The sequence below is a fragment of the Xanthobacter luteus genome (assembly GCF_040049235.1).
Taxonomy (GTDB): domain Bacteria; phylum Pseudomonadota; class Alphaproteobacteria; order Rhizobiales; family Xanthobacteraceae; genus Xanthobacter.
Genome location: NZ_JBDZDO010000001.1, coordinates 546,004 through 560,095 on the forward strand (window position 1 = coordinate 546,004; position 14,092 = coordinate 560,095).

Here is a 14,092-nt window from a genome sequence, read left to right on the forward strand (position 1 = left end):
CGCACCGCGCGCCGGGGCGCCCCGGATTTCGAGACCCGACCATGAGCCAGCCCGAGCCGCAATTTATCCTGACCCTGTCCTGCCCGAACCGCCCCGGCATCGTCGCGGGGGTCTCCACCTTCCTCTTCCAGCACGGCTGCAACATCCTTGAGGCGCAGCAATTCGACGACACCGAGAGCGGGCGCTTCTTCATGCGCACGGTGTTCAACGTGGTCGAGGGCGCGGCGGAACTCGCCGGCCTGCGCGCCGGCTTCTCGGCGGTGGCCGAGCCGTTCAAGGCCGTCTTCAGCATCCGCCCCCGGGCCGAGAAGCGCCGGGTGCTGCTGCTGGCGTCGAAGTCCGACCACTGCCTCGCCGATCTGCTCTATCGCTGGCGCATCGGCGAGATCCCCATGGAGCTCGCGGGCATCGTCTCCAACCATTCGCGCGAGACCTACGCCCATCTCGATTTCGACGGCATCCCGTTCCACCATCTGCCGGTCACCAAGGCGACCAAGCTGGAGCAGGAGACGCAGGTCTGGGAGGTGTTCCGGGCCTCCGGCGCGGAACTGGCGGTGCTCGCGCGCTACATGCAGGTGCTCTCCGACGGGCTCGCCGCCAAGCTCGCGGGCCGGTGCATCAACATCCACCATTCCTTCCTGCCCGGCTTCAAGGGCGCCAAGCCCTACCACCAGGCGCACCAGCGCGGCGTGAAGCTGATCGGCGCCACCGCGCACTACGTCACCTCCGACCTCGACGAGGGGCCGATCATCGAGCAGGATGTGGAGCGCATCTCGCACCAGGATTCGCCCGAGGATCTGGTGCGCAAGGGCCGCGACATCGAGCGCCGGGTGCTCGCCCGCGCCCTCGCCTGGCACCTCCAGGACCGGGTGCTCCTCAACGGCTCGAAGACCGTGGTGTTCCGCGATTGAGGCACCGCTCCGGCGGGCGGCCGGAGCAAAGATCGAAACCTCCCGGCCGCAACGGCGTTCCCGAAAGGAGAGCATTCGGGAGCACACCATGCGAGGACGATACACCCTCATCGCCGGCGCCATCCTGCTGGTGGTGGCGCTGGCGGCGGCAAACCTGTTTTCCGGGCGGGGCTCGCCCGAGCCCACGGAAAGCGCTCCGGCCGCCTTGCCCGTGCCCGGACAGGAGCCGCCGCCGCCCACCGTCTCGCCCGCGACCCCGCCCGGCCGCACCGACCCGGAACCGGCGCGCTAGGCCATACGAATTGCATGCATGGCGCACAATATTGACTAAAAATTAGTCAAATAAGCTTTAGACCCCGAGCGGGACCCGTCCCCGCCCCCAAGGCCGGCCGTTGGTTGACCTTCCTCCAAGCCTTCTGCCGCAAAGGTTCCGCGTCGCCGGCGGAAGGCTTGGAGGGCGCGGGGCGGCTCTGGCGCGCTTCCTGCTAGCGCTTCCTTCTACGGGGCCCGTGCCCGGCCCGACCGGCCGCACCGCGCCCGGACCGATTTCCAAGAGAGCGTCTTTCCAAGAGAGCGTCATGCACACCCTTTCCGACCTCCTCGCCGCCCACCGCTCCGGCGCCCGATCGCTCGCGCAGACCGTGGCCGAAGTCTACCGGCGCATCGCCGCCCGCGACGACCCGGCGATCTTCATCACCCTGCGGCCGCAGGCCGAGGTCCAGGCGGAGGCCGCCGCGCTCGAGGCCCGCGGCGCGGGCGATCTGCCGCTCTACGGCATCCCGATCGCGGTGAAGGACAATATCGACGTGGCGGGCCTGCCCACCACCGCCGCCTGCCCGGCCTTCGCCTATCTGGCCGCGCGCGACGCGACCGCGGTTGAGCGGCTGAAGGCGGCGGGCGCGCTCATCATCGGCAAGACCAATCTCGACCAGTTCGCCACCGGCCTCGTGGGCGTGCGCTCGCCCTACGGCATCCCCAAGAACCCCTTCAAGGCGGAGCTGGTGCCGGGCGGCTCGTCCTCCGGCTCGGCGGTGGCGGTGGCGGCGGGGATCGTGCCGGTCGCCCTCGGCACCGACACGGCGGGCTCGGGCCGGGTGCCGGCGATGCTCAACAACATCGTCGGCGTGAAGCCGTCCTTGGGCCTCGTGCCCAATACCGGCCTGGTGCCGGCCTGCCGCTCGCTCGACTGCATCTCGGTCTTCGCCCTCACCGTGGACGACGCCATGGCGGTGCTCAAGGTGATGGCGGGGGACGATGCCGACGCCTATTCCCGCCCCCTCCCCCTCGTCCCGCTCGCGCCGCCGCCGCCCCAGCCGGTGCTGGGGGTGCTGGCGCCCGGCGATCGGGAATTCTTCGGCGACGCCGATGCCACCGCCGCCTATGAGGCCGCGCTCGCGCGCCTGCGGGGCCTCGGCGCAAGGCTCGTCGAGATCGATTTCGCGCCGTTCGCGGAGACCGCGCGGCTGCTCTATGAGGGGCCCTGGGTGGCGGAACGCTGGATCGTCGCCGGCGCGCTGATCGAGAAGGACCCCGAGGCGGTTCATCCGGTCACCCGCGCGATCACGGTGCCGGGCGGCAGCGCGAGCGCGGCGGACGCGTTCCGCGCCATGTATCGCCTCAAGGCGCTGCGCAAGGCGGTGGAGCCGACCCTCGCCGCCATCGACGCGCTGGTGCTGCCCACCGCCCCCACCGCCTATACGGTGGAGGAGGTGCTGGCCGCGCCGATCCTGCTCAATTCGCGCAACGGCACCTACACCAATTTCGTCAACCTGATGGACCTGTGCGGCACCGCCGTGCCCACCACGGTTGCCGCCTCTGGCGTGCCCTACGGCATCACTTTGCTGGCGCCGGCCGGACGCGACGGCGAGGTCGCCGCGCTCGCCCGCGCCTTCATGGCGGCCGGCAACCTGCCGCTGGGCGCCACCGGCGCGCCGCTGAGCGCGCCGCCGCTTCCCGTGCCGGCCGCCGAACCCGGCCGGCTGGAGGTGTGCGTGTTCGGCGCCCATCTGTCCGGCATGGCGCTCAACGCCGACCTCAAAGCCATGGGCGGGCGCTTCGTGGCGCAGGTGAGGACCGCGCCCTGCTACCGCATGAAGCTGCTGCCCGGCGCCCAGCCGCGGCCCGGCGTGGTGCGCGTCGGCGCGGGCGGCGGCGCGATCGCGGGCGAGGTCTGGTCGCTGCCGCTCGACGGGGTGGGCCGGCTTCTGGCCAGCATTCCCGCGCCGCTCGGCCTCGGCCGGGTGGAGCTCGAGGACGGGCGCCGCGTCGCCGGCTTCCTGGCCGAGGCGAACGAGGTGGCGGAGGCCGCCGACATCACCCGGTTCGGCGGCTTCCGCGCCTTCGCCGCGAGCCGGACCGCCGCCGCCGGATAGACGGCGCGGGTCAGCCCACCTTGCCCTTGCCCTCGCCCTCGGACAGGAAGTGCTCCAGCCAGTGGATGTCGTAGCGCCCCTCGGCGATGTCGCGGGTGCGCACCAGCGTGCGGAACAAGGGCAGCGTGGTGTCGATGCCGTCCACCACGAACTCGTCGAGCGCGCGCCGCAGCCGCCGCAGGCACTCGTCGCGGGTCTTGCCGTGGACGATCAGCTTGCCCACCAGGCTGTCATAGGTGGGCGGGATCACGTAGCCCTGATAGGCGTTGGAATCGACCCGGATGCCGAGCCCGCCGGGCACGTGATAGTGGGTGATCTTGCCGGGCGAGGGGCGGAAGGTGGCCGGGTGCTCGGCGTTCACGCGGCACTCGATGGCGTGGCCTTCCATGACGATGTCGCTCTGCTGGAGCGTCAGCGGCTCGCCGGCCGCCACCCGGATCTGCTCGTTGATGAGGTCGATGCCGGTCACCATCTCGGTCACCGGATGCTCCACCTGGATGCGGGTGTTCATCTCGATGAAGTAGAAGCGCGAATTCTCGTACAGGAACTCGATCGTCCCAACCCCGAGATATTTGAGGTCCCGCATCGCCTTGGCGCAGGTCTCGCCGATCTCGGCGCGCTGCTCGGGGGAGATCACCGGCGAGGGCGCCTCCTCCCACACCTTCTGGTGGCGGCGCTGCAGCGAGCAGTCGCGCTCGCCGAGATGGATCGCGTGGCCGCGCCCGTCGCCCAGCACCTGCACCTCGATGTGGCGCGGGGTGGCGAGGTATTTCTCCAGATAGACGGAATCGTCGCCGAACGCGGCCAAGGCCTCGGTGCGGGCCGCCGAGAGCGCGTGGGAGAGGTCCTCCCGGGTCAGCGCCACCTTCATGCCGCGCCCGCCGCCGCCGGCGGCGGCCTTCACCAGCACCGGAAAGCCGATCTCCGCGGCCACCCGGTAGGCCTCGTCGTCGGCGGTGATGCCGCCGTCCGAGCCGGGCACCACCGGGATGCCGAGCGCCTGGGCGGTCTTCTTGGCCTCGATCTTGTCCCCCATGATGCGGATGTGCTCCGCCTTGGGGCCGATGAAATGGATGTTGTGGTCGGCCAGGATCTCGGCGAAGCGGGCGTTCTCGGCCAAGAAGCCGTAGCCCGGATGCACCGCGTCCGCGCCCGTGATCTCGCAGGCGGCGAGCAGCGAGGGAATGTTGAGGTAGCTCTCGCGCGCCGACGGCGGGCCGATGCACACGCTCTCCTCGGCGAGGCGCACATGCATGGCGTCCGCGTCGGCCGTGGAATGGACCGCGACCGTGGCGATGCCCAGCTCCTTGCAGGCGCGCAGGATGCGCAGCGCGATCTCGCCCCGGTTGGCGATGAGGATCTTCTTGAACATCAGCTCTCCTCGCCTTCCGGCCCGCTCACTCGATGATGAGCAAGGGCTCGCCGTACTCGACCGGCTGAGCATTGCCCACAAGCACGCGCGTCACGATGCCGGAGCGCGGAGCCGGGATGGCGTTCATGGTCTTCATGGCCTCGATGATGAGGACCGTCTGGCCCTCCTTCACGCTCGCGCCCACATCCACGAACGCGGCGGCGCCGGGCTCGGGGGAGAGATAGGCGGTGCCCACCATGGGCGAGGTGAGGACGCCCGGATGCTTGGAGAAATCGGCCGCGCCCTCGGCCGCGAGCACCACCGGGGCCGCCACCGGCGCGGGCTGGGCGACGACCGACGGGCCCTGGGTGATGGTCACCGGGGCCGGCGCGCGGGCGACGCGGATGCGCAGATGGTCGTGCTGCACCTCGATCTCGGTGAGGTCGGTCTCCGAGAGCAGCTCGGCGAGCTCCTTGATCAGCGCGGTGTCGATGGGGGTCTTCGAGGGTTTCATCATGGTCCTGCTCTGGCCGGCCGCACGGGGCCGCACGAGGGCTGCTGGAGTGTCGCGCCACCCCTCAGGGGGAGGCGGGCATGGCGGCGAGCGCCGCGATGGCGAGCACGTAGCTCTGCGGGCCGAAGCCGCAGATCACGCCGCGCGCCACGGGCGACAGAAACGAGTGGTGGCGGAAGTCCTCGCGGGCGAACACGTTGGACAGGTGCACCTCGATCGTCGGCACCCCCGCCGCCGAGACCGCGTCCCGGAGCGCGACGGAGGTATGGGTATAGGCCGCCGCATTGAGCACCAGCCCCCGCGCGCCGCGGGCGGCCTGGATCAGGTCGACGAGCCCGCCTTCGGAATTGGTCTGGCGGAAGACGATGTCGAAGCCGTGGCGGCCGGCCTCCTTCAGGCACAGGGCCTCCACGTCGGCGAGCGTCGCCGCGCCATAGATGCCCGGCTCCCGCGTGCCGAGGAGGTTGAGATTGGGCCCGTTGAGGACGTGGACGGTGCTGGACATCCGCGCAAGGTTCTGGCGCCGGCCCCGATCGGCCGGCTGGCGCGTTATAGGGGCGCAGCCGTCCCATGGAAAGAGCGCCGGTTCGCGGCGGCGCCGGCCGGGTGTGGAGGACGGACCGCGCTGGCCCGCCTCACTGGGCGAGGAAGCCGCCGTCCACCGGCAAGGTGTGGCCGGTGATCATGCCCGCCATGGGGCTCGCCAGGAACAGGGTGGCCGCCGCCACGTCCTGCGGCTCCGCGAGGCGGCCCATGGGCATCAACGCCTCCAGCTTGAGCCGGGTCGCCTCGTCATCCAGCAGCGCGGCGATGAAGGGCGTGCGCACCCAGGTGGGCGCCACCGCATTGACGCGGATGCCGGCGGGCGCCAGCTCCACCGCCAGCCCGCGCGTGAGGTTCACCAGCGCCCCCTTGCTGGCCTGGTAGGCCGGGTTGGGATAGGGCCCGCCGCCGGACAGGCCCATGATGGAGGCGATGTTGACGATCGCCCCCGCCCCTGCGGCGCGCATGTGGGGCACCGCCGCGCGGGTGCACAGGAAGGCGCCGGTGACGTTCACCGCGAACACTGTGTCCCAGTCCTTCAGGCTCAGGTCCTCGATGCCCCTGCGGATGGAGAGGCCGGCATTGTTGATCAGGATGTGCGGCGCCGCGCCCTGCGCCGCGAGGGCGCTGAAGGCGGCATCGACCGCGCCCTCGTCGGTCACGTCGAGGGCGAGCGGGGCCGCCTGGCCGGCCGGAATGGCGCTCGCCTCCAGCGCCTGCGCCGCCGCCGCGGCGCTGAGATCGGCGAGGATCACGCGCGCGCCCTGCGCGGCGAAGGCGGCGGCGATGGCCATGCCGATGCCGCCCGCCGCGCCGGTGACGAGCACGCGCTTGCCGGAGAAATCGAGGTCGGCGGCGGGGGAAGAGGCCATGGGCTGCGATCCTGCGCGTGAAGCGCCTTCCATACGACCGCCGGCCGGGCCGTGAAAGGGGCAGGCGGCGGCGCCGCATGGGCCATGCGCCCGGCCGGGATATCCCCAAGGGGCGCCGCGGCACCTCTCCCCTTTGTGGGGAGGGGTGAGCCTTTATGGAGGGGGTGGCTCTTGGCAATCGCGCTCGAGTGCGCGGCCAGGACGTCCCAAGGCGCGCCGTGCCTCCCCTCCCCCCTTGCGGGGAGGGCTGAGGGGGTGGGGTCCGCACCGGCCTTTGGGGGCCGGGCCGGCCGCGTTGCGGAAGCGTTCCGGACACCCCCACCCCTGCCCCTCCCCGCAAGGGGGAGGGGTGAGCCTTTATGGAGGGGGTGGCTCTTGGCAAGCGCGTTCGAGTGCGCGGCCAGGACGTCCCAAGGCGCGCCGCGGCTCCCCTCCCCCTTGTGGGGAGGGGTGAGGGGGTGGGGGTGGCGCGCCGGAACTCCCGCTCCCCCGGCGACGCTGCCGTCCGGCGGTGCACCGGAGCTTGCCACACCCCCTCCCCTGCCCGCCCCCCAAGGGGGAGGGAAAGCTCCTCCGGCTAAAAGCGGGGACGCGATCCGGGGGTGGTCGCCGCACCCGCCCTCCCCGCCCTTGCGGCGGCGCCCGCGCGCGCTATCCTCGCCGGCCCGAGGAGCCCCCCGCATGCGCATCGCCACCTGGAACGTGAACTCCATCCGCCAGCGGCTCGACCATGCGCTGGCGTGGCTGAAGGAGACCGACCCGCAGGTGGTCTGCCTCCAGGAGATCAAGTGCCAGACCGAGGCGTTTCCGAAAGAGCCATTCGAGAGCCTCGGCTACAATGTGAGCGTGCACGGCCAGAAGGGCTTCAACGGCGTGGCCCTGCTCTCCAAGCTGCCGCTGGAGGACGTGACCCACGGCCTTGCCGGCGACGACGGCGACGAGCAGGCGCGCTTCATCGAGGCGGTGGTGTCGGCGAAGGGCGGCGTGGTGCGCGTCGCCTGCCTCTACCTTCCCAACGGCAACCCGCCGGACACCGAGAAATATCCCTACAAGCTCGGCTTCATGGCGCGCCTGAAGGCGTTCGCCGCCGACCGGCTGAAGCTCGAGGAGCCGCTGGTGCTGGCGGGCGACTTCAACGTCATCCCCACGCCGGAGGATGCCGCGGACCCGGCCCAATGGGCCGGCGACGCCCTGTTCCTGCCGCCCACCCGGCAGGCGTTCCGCGGCCTTCTCAATCTCGGGCTCACCGACGCCGTGCGCGCCGCCTCCGACGCGCCGCGCCTTTTCACCTTCTGGGACTACCAGGCGGGGGCCTGGCAGCGCGACAACGGCATCCGCATCGACCATCTGCTGCTCTCGCCCCAGGCGGCGGACAAGCTGATCGCGGTCGGCATCGACAAGCACGTGCGCGCCTGGGAGAAGCCGTCCGACCACGTGCCGGTGTGGGCCGATTTCGCCATCGCCACCTGAGGGACGCGGCGCAGATGAGAGATCGCGGAAGATGAGCGAGAACAGCCGCACATATCCGGGCGGATGCCTGTGCGGGGCGGTGCGCTACCGCCTGCGCCATCCGCGCGCGGCCTATTGGTGCCACTGCACCCTGTGCCGCCGCGCCTCGGGCTCCGCCGCCCTGCCCTGGGTCACGGTGGAGCGGGGAGATTTCGAGGTGGTTCAAGGGGTTCTGAAGCTCTACGCGTCGTCGCCGGGGGTGGTGCGCGGGTTCTGCGGCGCCTGCGGCAGCCCGATCCTGTTCGACATGGCCCGGGAGGACGCGGTCGACGTTTCGCTCGGGACCCTGGACGACCCCGACGCCCTCCCGCCGACCCACCACATCTGGACCTCCACCGCCCTTGAGATGGCGCAGGGCCTGGGCCCCGGTTTGCCCCGCCACGGTGCCGAGGCGCCCTAGGCCGCCGCGGCCCATTCGCCGAAGCGGGCCTGCCCGAGACGGCCCGGATCCCTGCCCCCAAGGGGCGCCCTCATGCCCCTTCCTTGGGCAGACGATCGCCCGCCGCTTCGGCATCCGGCCGTCGGCGGGGGCCTGAGCTGGCCGCGCCCCGGGCTTATTTATCAAATATTGTCAATAGTTTATAGATATATGGCAGCCATTCTGCCCCACCTGTGGATTGCCGGCAGACTTGTGAAATCCGCCTGAAATTTCAGCTTGAACGTGCCGCCGCGATAGCTTTGTATCATAGCCATCAGCCGTCCTGAGGCGGCCCGGTCACGGGCGGTCGGGGCGGGTCCCGGAGGCCCATTCCGCGTCATGCTTTCCCAGCAGATCGTCAACGGCGTGATGCTCGGCGCCATCTACATGTTGGTGGCGGTGGCCTTCACCCTCGCCATCGGCGTGCTCAATTTCCTCAACTTCTCCATCCCCGGCCTGTTCATGCTCGGCGGCATGCTCTCCTTCGGCCTGATGGCGAAGGGCTGGCCCGCTTTCCTCGCCTTTTCCGGCGCGCTGCTCGCCGCCGCCGTCGTCTCGCTGCTGGTGGAGCGCCTCGCCTTCCGCCCCATGCAGAGCGGCGATCCGGAGGTGCCGCTCGTGTCCTCGCTCGGCTTCCTCGTGCTGCTCGAAAACCTCATGCTCATCGCCTACGGCTCCGACCAGCAAGCGTTCCCGGCGCTGCTGCCCGACCTCAACATCCGCATTGGCGGGCTCGTCATCGGCATCGCCCAGCTGATCTCGCTCGGCCTCTCGCTGACGCTGGTCGCCCTCCTGTCCTACCTGCTCTCGGCCACCAATGCCGGCCGGCGCATCCGCACCGTGGCCGAGAACCGCGAGACCGCTTTGATCCTCGGCATCGACATCTCCCGCCTGGTGCCCCAGCTTTTCATCGCCTCGGCGCTGCTCGCCGCCGTCGCCGGCATCCTGTTCGCGGTGAACTACCAGCAGGTCTCGCCCTTCATGGGCGAGGGCGTCGGCTTCAAGGGCGTCGCCGCCATGATCGTCGGCGGCATGGGCTCGATCTGGGGCGCGGTGCTGGGTGGGCTTCTGATCGGCCTCGCCGAGGTGCTGTCCATCTCCTTCATCGGCGCCGACGTGGTGAACATCACGGTGTACGGCCTGCTGCTGCTGATCCTGATCGTGCGCCCGCAAGGCCTGCTCGGCCGCGCCCCGAGCCGGGAGAAGCTCTGATGAGCGGCTATCTCACCGGGGTCCTGGTCGTCCTCGCCTTCAACGTGATCGCCGCCTATGCGGTCTACCTGCCGCTGGCGGCGGGCCAATTGAACCTCGGCATCGCCGGCTTCATGGCCATCGGCGCCTACGGCGCGGCGTTCCTGACCAATGAATTTATGTGGCCCCTGTGGGCCGCGGTGCCGGTGGGCGCGGCGGCGGCGGGCCTCACCGGCATCCTCATCGGCATCCCGGTACTGCGCACCCACGGCATCTATCTCGCCATGGCCACCTTCGCGCTCGGCCAGGTGATCTCCGCGCTCTTCCTGAACCTCGAGGTGGTGGGCGGCGCCGCCGGCTATCCGGTGGCCGACTATGCCGGCCCCAACGCGGTGTTCGCGGCGGCGGCCGGCGTGGTGGCGCTGATGCTGCTGCTCTCGCGCACGCGCTTTCAGCTCTATCTCACGGCCGTGAAGAGCGACCCGACGGTCGCCGACCTCATGGGCATCTCGGTGCGCGGCATGCAGGTGGCGGCGTTCGCGCTCGGCGCGGCGGTGGCCGGCTTCGGCGGCGCCTTCTATGCGCATCACTACAATTTCGTCGAGGCCCAGCACTTCAGCGTGCTGCTCTCGGTCTACACCGTGCTCTACGTGCTGTTCGGCGGCACCCAGACGGTGTGGGGTCCGCTGGTGGGCGCCGCCTTCTTCACCCTGGTGCCGGAGTTGCTGCGCGCTTCGAACGAATGGCGCTACGCGCTGTTCGCGGTGTTCATCATCGTCTTCATGGCCGTGCGCCCGCAGGGCCTCGTGACGGCGGCGCTGCTGCGGATGTTCCGGCGCCGCACCGCGGAGGGCGAGGCATGAGCACGCCAATGCCCGCCGCCGCCCTCTCGGTCACCAATCTGGCGAAGTCGTTCGCCGGCGTGCGCGCCATCCGCGACCTGTCCTTCGAGGCGCCCAGGGGCCGCGCCACCGCGCTGATCGGCCCCAACGGCGCCGGCAAGACCACGGTCTTCAACCTCGTCAGCGGCGTCTACGCGCTGGATGCAGGCACCATCCACGTCAACGGCACCGACGTGACGCACATGCCCTCGCGCAAGCGCATCTCCACCGGCATCGCCCGCTCGTTCCAGAACGTGCGGCTCATGTCCCATCTCACGGTGCTGGAGAACCTCCTGGTGGGCCAGCACGTCCGCGCCGCGACGCTCAGGGACCTCCTCGCCCCCTTCCGCCTCGTGCCCGGCCACCGCTGGAAGAGGGAGGCCCGCGCGGCGCTGGAAGAGGCGGGCCTCGCCCGTTACGCCGAGGAGACCGTGAGCGCCCTGCCCTACGGCGTCAGGAAGCGCATCGACCTGGTGCGGGCGACGCTCGCGGGCGCCACCGTGCTGATGCTGGACGAGCCCGCCGCCGGGCTCAATCCCAGCGAGACGAACGCCCTGCGCGACCATCTCAAGGACCTGCTGGCGAGGGGCGTGACCCTGATCGTGGTCGAGCACGACATGCACTTCGTGGACAGCGTCTGCGCGAAGGTGGTGGTGCTGAACTTCGGCGAGAAGATCGCCGAGGGGCCGCTCTCCGCGGTGCGGCGCAATGCCAGGGTGCGCGAGGCCTATATCGGCTCCGACGGGGAGGCCGCGTGATGGCTCTGCTCGACGTCAGCGACCTCTCCGTCTCCTTCGGCCGCGTGGCGGCGCTGAGGGGCGTCTCGCTCCAGGTCCATGAGGGCGAGGTCGTCACCGTGCTGGGCGCCAATGGCGCGGGCAAGTCGACGCTGCTGCGCGCGATCCTGGGCGCGGTGCCGGCGAAGGGCGGCGGCATCACCTTCGCGGATGCGGACATCACCCGCGCCCCGGCCCACAAGCGCATCGAGAAGGGCATCGTCCTGGTGCCGGAGGGCCGACGCATCCTGATCTCGCTCACGGTGGAGGAGAACCTGCTCCTCGGCGCCCACATGCGCACCGACCAGGACGCCATCGCCCGCGAGAAGGACGCCATCTACGACCGCTTCGCCAACCTCGCCGAGCGGCGCCACATGGCCGCCTCGTGCCTGTCCGGCGGCGAGCAGCAGATGCTCGCCATCGGCCGAGCGATGATGGCAAAGCCCCGCCTGATGATGCTCGACGAGCCGTCGCTGGGTCTCTCGCCCCTGTTCGTCGCCAAGCTGTTCGAGCTGATCCGCGAACTCAATGCCGGCGGGCTGTCGGTGCTGCTGGTGGAGCAGAACACCGGCAAGGCGCTCGCCGCCGCCCACCGCGCCAGCGTGCTGGAGCTCGGCCGGGTGATCATGGCGGGCGATCCCGCCGCGCTCGCGCGCGATCCCCGGCTCCAGGAAGCCTATCTCGGCGAAGACGGGGCCCGCCCCGCGCCGAACCCATCCAGAGAGGAGTTGAGACCATGACCATGAGACTGGCAACCGGCGCGGCCGCGATCGCGGCGCTCCTCGTCGCGGGGCAGGCCCGGGCGGAGGGCGAGCTGGTGCTCGGCTACATGATGGCCAAGAGCGGCCCCTACGTGTCGCTCGCCAACACCAACGAGGTGGCGGTGGACCTGGCGGTGGAGCAGATCAACGCCAAGGGCGGCATCAACGGCAGGAAGATCAAGGTGGTCAAGTTCGACACCGCCGGCGATCCCAAGCAGGCCACCACCGCCGTGCGCTCGTTCGCGCAGGATGCCGGCGCGCTCGCCGTCATCGGCCCGTTCTCCTCCTCCGAGGTGCGCACCACCTTCCCGGTGGGCGAGCGCGAGGGCATCCCGCAGATGTCCATGGCCTCCTCGGCGCCGGGCCTCACCAAGGGCTTCACCTACGGCTTCCGCAACACCACCGACGAGGGCAAGGTCATCGACCAGGTGCTCGCCGCCCTCAAGGACAAGAAGCTGCCCATGGCCTCGGGCGCGGCGGCCTACGCCACCGACGATGTGGTGTCAAAGTCCATCGGCACCGGCGTGGTGCCCAAGATGTTCGAGAAATATTCCATCCCCTCCAAGGGCGCGGTGGACTTCCAGCTCGCGGCCTTCGATTTGTCGCCCCAGGTGGCGCAGCTGAAGCAGATGGCGCCCGACATCGTCGGCCTCGGCTCGCCGCCCGAGGGCGCGGTGAACATCGCCAAGGAGCTGAAGCGCCAGGGCGTGAAGACCCGCCTCGTCGGCGGCACCACCATCGCCGATCCCGAGCTGCCCAAGCGCATGGACGGCGCCGGCGAGACGCTGACCATCGGCACCACCTTCTTCCCCGAGGTGAACGCTGAGACCAAGGCGTTTGCCGCCGAGTTCGCCAAGCGCACCAAGGCGGCGGGCTACCCCCGCACCGACCCGAACCAGATGGACGCCTCGGTCTATGACATCGTCTATCTCTATGCCGAGGCGATGAAGCGCGCCGGCGTCACCGGCGACAAGACCAAGGTCGCCGCCGAACGCACCGCCATCCGCGACCAGCTCGCAAAGCTCAAGGACTTCCCGGCTCTTGAGGGCGCCATCTCCTTCACCGACGGCGACGCGGTGAAGCCCGTCTACATCCTCGAGGTGAAGGACGGGAAATGGACCCTTCTCGCCACGCGCACGCCCCATTGACCGGCGCGTGGCGTGGGGATCGGCGCCGCCGCCTCCACCCCCTGGGCGGCGGCGTCGATCCTTCCTCTGCAAGACCCAAGGTTCCCGCGTCTAAGTTCCAGCTTTTCCTGATCCTGGAGGAAACAAGATGTCCCCATCCGGACACGCCAAGGCCCTGACCTTCACCGTTCATGCCGACGGACGCAGCTTTGAGGAGACCTTCCTCATCGGCACTGCCGTGATCGCCGGCTGGACCGGGCGCGACAAGGTCGCGCTGGAGAAACACATCAAGGAGCTGGAGGAGCTGGGCGTGCCGCGCCCGGCCTCGACGCCGATCTATTACCGCGTCGCCGCCGCCCGCCTCACCACCGCGGACGCCATCGAATCCACCGGGCCGGATTCGTCCGGCGAGGTGGAGTTCATGATCCTGAAGGCCGGCGGCCGCCGCTTCCTCGGCATCGGCTCGGACCACACCGACCGCAAGGTGGAGACCTACAACATCACCGTCTCAAAGCAGATGTGCGACAAGCCGGTGGCCGCCGAGCTGTGGGCGCTCGACGAGGTGCTGCCCCACTGGGACAGACTGGTGCTGCGCGCCTTCGCGGTGATCGGCGGGGCGCGCACGCTCTACCAGGAGGGCTCGGTGGCGGCCATGCTGCCGCCCCTGGACATCCTCGCCGGCTATGACGGCCCGTTCGACGCTGGCGCCGCCATGTTCTGCGGCACGCTCGCCGCCCATGGCGGCATCCGCCCGGCGGACCGCTTCGAGTTCGAGATCGAAGACCCGGTGCTCGGCCGCGCCATCCGCCACGGCTACGACGTGACGGTGCTGCCGGTGCTTGGCTGAGGCATCGCGGATCGACCGC

General features: G+C 70.4%; 15 protein-coding genes. 11 read left to right on the forward strand and 4 right to left on the reverse strand.

Features of this window, described 5'->3' with window-relative positions:
- The first annotated feature begins 41 nt into the window (after positions 1 to 41).
- The 3 genes from purU (at position 42) to atzF (ending at position 3,283) form a co-directional block, all read left to right on the forward strand.
- A complete protein-coding gene (purU, locus tag ABLE88_RS02695) occupies positions 42 to 911 on the forward strand; it encodes a formyltetrahydrofolate deformylase (RefSeq protein ID WP_348829884.1) in 870 nt (289 codons plus the stop codon).
- A gap of 88 nt (positions 912 to 999) precedes the next feature.
- On the forward strand, positions 1,000 to 1,203 hold the full coding sequence (locus ABLE88_RS02700; protein ID WP_348829885.1) for a hypothetical protein: 204 nt from the start codon (positions 1,000 to 1,002) through the stop codon (positions 1,201 to 1,203).
- Between the two features lie 286 nt (positions 1,204 to 1,489).
- Positions 1,490 to 3,283 carry an allophanate hydrolase gene (gene atzF, locus ABLE88_RS02705; RefSeq protein WP_348829886.1) on the forward strand — a complete coding sequence of 598 codons (1,794 nt, stop codon included), beginning with the start codon at positions 1,490 to 1,492 and terminating at the stop codon, positions 3,281 to 3,283.
- A 10-nt stretch (positions 3,284 to 3,293) separates the two neighbouring features.
- On the opposite strand, the gene accC is transcribed toward atzF, so the two are convergent.
- The 4 genes from accC to ABLE88_RS02725 form a co-directional block, all read right to left on the reverse strand.
- The gene (gene accC / locus ABLE88_RS02710; RefSeq protein ID WP_348829887.1) at positions 3,294 to 4,655 is read right to left on the reverse strand and encodes an acetyl-CoA carboxylase biotin carboxylase subunit; all 1,362 of its coding nucleotides are present in this window, start codon (positions 4,653 to 4,655) and stop codon (positions 3,294 to 3,296) included.
- Positions 4,656 to 4,680: 25 nt separating this feature from the next.
- Complete coding sequence (gene accB / locus ABLE88_RS02715) at positions 4,681 to 5,148, reverse strand: acetyl-CoA carboxylase biotin carboxyl carrier protein (protein WP_510182868.1); 468 nt, start codon at positions 5,146 to 5,148, stop codon at positions 4,681 to 4,683.
- Between the two features lie 64 nt (positions 5,149 to 5,212).
- Positions 5,213 to 5,653, reverse strand: coding sequence for a type II 3-dehydroquinate dehydratase (gene aroQ, locus ABLE88_RS02720; RefSeq protein ID WP_348829889.1), 441 nt, complete (start codon positions 5,651 to 5,653; stop codon positions 5,213 to 5,215).
- Between the two features lie 130 nt (positions 5,654 to 5,783).
- The gene (locus ABLE88_RS02725) at positions 5,784 to 6,563 is read right to left on the reverse strand and encodes an SDR family NAD(P)-dependent oxidoreductase (RefSeq protein ID WP_348829891.1); all 780 of its coding nucleotides are present in this window, start codon (positions 6,561 to 6,563) and stop codon (positions 5,784 to 5,786) included.
- A 681-nt stretch (positions 6,564 to 7,244) separates the two neighbouring features.
- Between ABLE88_RS02725 and xth the strand changes: the two genes are divergently transcribed.
- The 8 genes from xth to ABLE88_RS02765 all read left to right on the forward strand — a co-directional run bounded on the left by xth (position 7,245) and on the right by ABLE88_RS02765 (position 14,073).
- Positions 7,245 to 8,033 carry an exodeoxyribonuclease III gene (gene xth, locus ABLE88_RS02730; RefSeq protein WP_348829893.1) on the forward strand — a complete coding sequence of 263 codons (789 nt, stop codon included), beginning with the start codon at positions 7,245 to 7,247 and terminating at the stop codon, positions 8,031 to 8,033.
- A 31-nt stretch (positions 8,034 to 8,064) separates the two neighbouring features.
- Positions 8,065 to 8,472 (forward strand): GFA family protein, encoded by a 408-nt coding sequence (locus ABLE88_RS02735; RefSeq protein WP_348829895.1) that lies wholly within the window; start codon positions 8,065 to 8,067, stop codon positions 8,470 to 8,472.
- Positions 8,473 to 8,829: 357 nt separating this feature from the next.
- The gene (locus ABLE88_RS02740; RefSeq protein ID WP_348829896.1) at positions 8,830 to 9,702 is read left to right on the forward strand and encodes a branched-chain amino acid ABC transporter permease; all 873 of its coding nucleotides are present in this window, start codon (positions 8,830 to 8,832) and stop codon (positions 9,700 to 9,702) included.
- The gene (locus ABLE88_RS02745) at positions 9,702 to 10,544 is read left to right on the forward strand and encodes a branched-chain amino acid ABC transporter permease (RefSeq protein ID WP_348829898.1); all 843 of its coding nucleotides are present in this window, start codon (positions 9,702 to 9,704) and stop codon (positions 10,542 to 10,544) included. Before ABLE88_RS02740 ends, ABLE88_RS02745 begins: the two co-directional genes overlap by 1 nt.
- A complete protein-coding gene (locus tag ABLE88_RS02750) occupies positions 10,541 to 11,320 on the forward strand; it encodes an ABC transporter ATP-binding protein (protein WP_348829899.1) in 780 nt (259 codons plus the stop codon). Before ABLE88_RS02745 ends, ABLE88_RS02750 begins: the two co-directional genes overlap by 4 nt.
- Positions 11,320 to 12,078: an ABC transporter ATP-binding protein gene (locus tag ABLE88_RS02755; protein ID WP_510182841.1), complete on the forward strand. Its 759-nt coding sequence runs from the start codon at positions 11,320 to 11,322 to the stop codon at positions 12,076 to 12,078. The genes ABLE88_RS02750 and ABLE88_RS02755 overlap by 1 nt, the downstream gene beginning before the upstream one ends.
- Positions 12,075 to 13,247, forward strand: a complete 1,173-nt coding sequence (locus ABLE88_RS02760) for an ABC transporter substrate-binding protein (RefSeq protein ID WP_348829901.1) — start codon at positions 12,075 to 12,077, stop codon at positions 13,245 to 13,247. Before ABLE88_RS02755 ends, ABLE88_RS02760 begins: the two co-directional genes overlap by 4 nt.
- A 127-nt stretch (positions 13,248 to 13,374) precedes the next feature.
- Entirely contained in the window at positions 13,375 to 14,073 is a 699-nt protein-coding gene (locus tag ABLE88_RS02765; RefSeq protein ID WP_348829902.1) for a DUF2848 domain-containing protein, read from the forward strand.
- The last annotated feature ends 19 nt before the right edge of the window (positions 14,074 to 14,092 follow it).

Excerpts from the sequence above, each read along its gene's own strand:
- ABLE88_RS02700 (WP_348829885.1), top strand. The coding sequence starts at position 1,000 with ATGCGAGGACGATACACCCTCATCGCCGGCGCCATCCTGCTGGTGGTG.
- ABLE88_RS02755 (WP_510182841.1), top strand. The coding sequence starts at position 11,320 with ATGGCTCTGCTCGACGTCAGCGACCTCTCCGTCTCCTTCGGCCGCGTG.
- aroQ (WP_348829889.1), bottom strand. The coding sequence starts at position 5,653 with ATGTCCAGCACCGTCCACGTCCTCAACGGGCCCAATCTCAACCTCCTC.
- atzF (WP_348829886.1), top strand. The coding sequence starts at position 1,490 with ATGCACACCCTTTCCGACCTCCTCGCCGCCCACCGCTCCGGCGCCCGA.
- accB (WP_510182868.1), bottom strand. The coding sequence starts at position 5,148 with ATGAAACCCTCGAAGACCCCCATCGACACCGCGCTGATCAAGGAGCTC.
- ABLE88_RS02740 (WP_348829896.1), top strand. The coding sequence starts at position 8,830 with ATGCTTTCCCAGCAGATCGTCAACGGCGTGATGCTCGGCGCCATCTAC.
- ABLE88_RS02725 (WP_348829891.1), bottom strand. The coding sequence starts at position 6,563 with ATGGCCTCTTCCCCCGCCGCCGACCTCGATTTCTCCGGCAAGCGCGTG.
- ABLE88_RS02760 (WP_348829901.1), top strand. The coding sequence starts at position 12,075 with ATGACCATGAGACTGGCAACCGGCGCGGCCGCGATCGCGGCGCTCCTC.
- ABLE88_RS02765 (WP_348829902.1), top strand. The coding sequence starts at position 13,375 with ATGTCCCCATCCGGACACGCCAAGGCCCTGACCTTCACCGTTCATGCC.
- ABLE88_RS02750 (WP_348829899.1), top strand. The coding sequence starts at position 10,541 with ATGAGCACGCCAATGCCCGCCGCCGCCCTCTCGGTCACCAATCTGGCG.
- purU (WP_348829884.1), top strand. The coding sequence starts at position 42 with ATGAGCCAGCCCGAGCCGCAATTTATCCTGACCCTGTCCTGCCCGAAC.
- xth (WP_348829893.1), top strand. The coding sequence starts at position 7,245 with ATGCGCATCGCCACCTGGAACGTGAACTCCATCCGCCAGCGGCTCGAC.
- ABLE88_RS02735 (WP_348829895.1), top strand. The coding sequence starts at position 8,065 with ATGAGCGAGAACAGCCGCACATATCCGGGCGGATGCCTGTGCGGGGCG.
- ABLE88_RS02745 (WP_348829898.1), top strand. The coding sequence starts at position 9,702 with ATGAGCGGCTATCTCACCGGGGTCCTGGTCGTCCTCGCCTTCAACGTG.
- accC (WP_348829887.1), bottom strand. The coding sequence starts at position 4,655 with ATGTTCAAGAAGATCCTCATCGCCAACCGGGGCGAGATCGCGCTGCGC.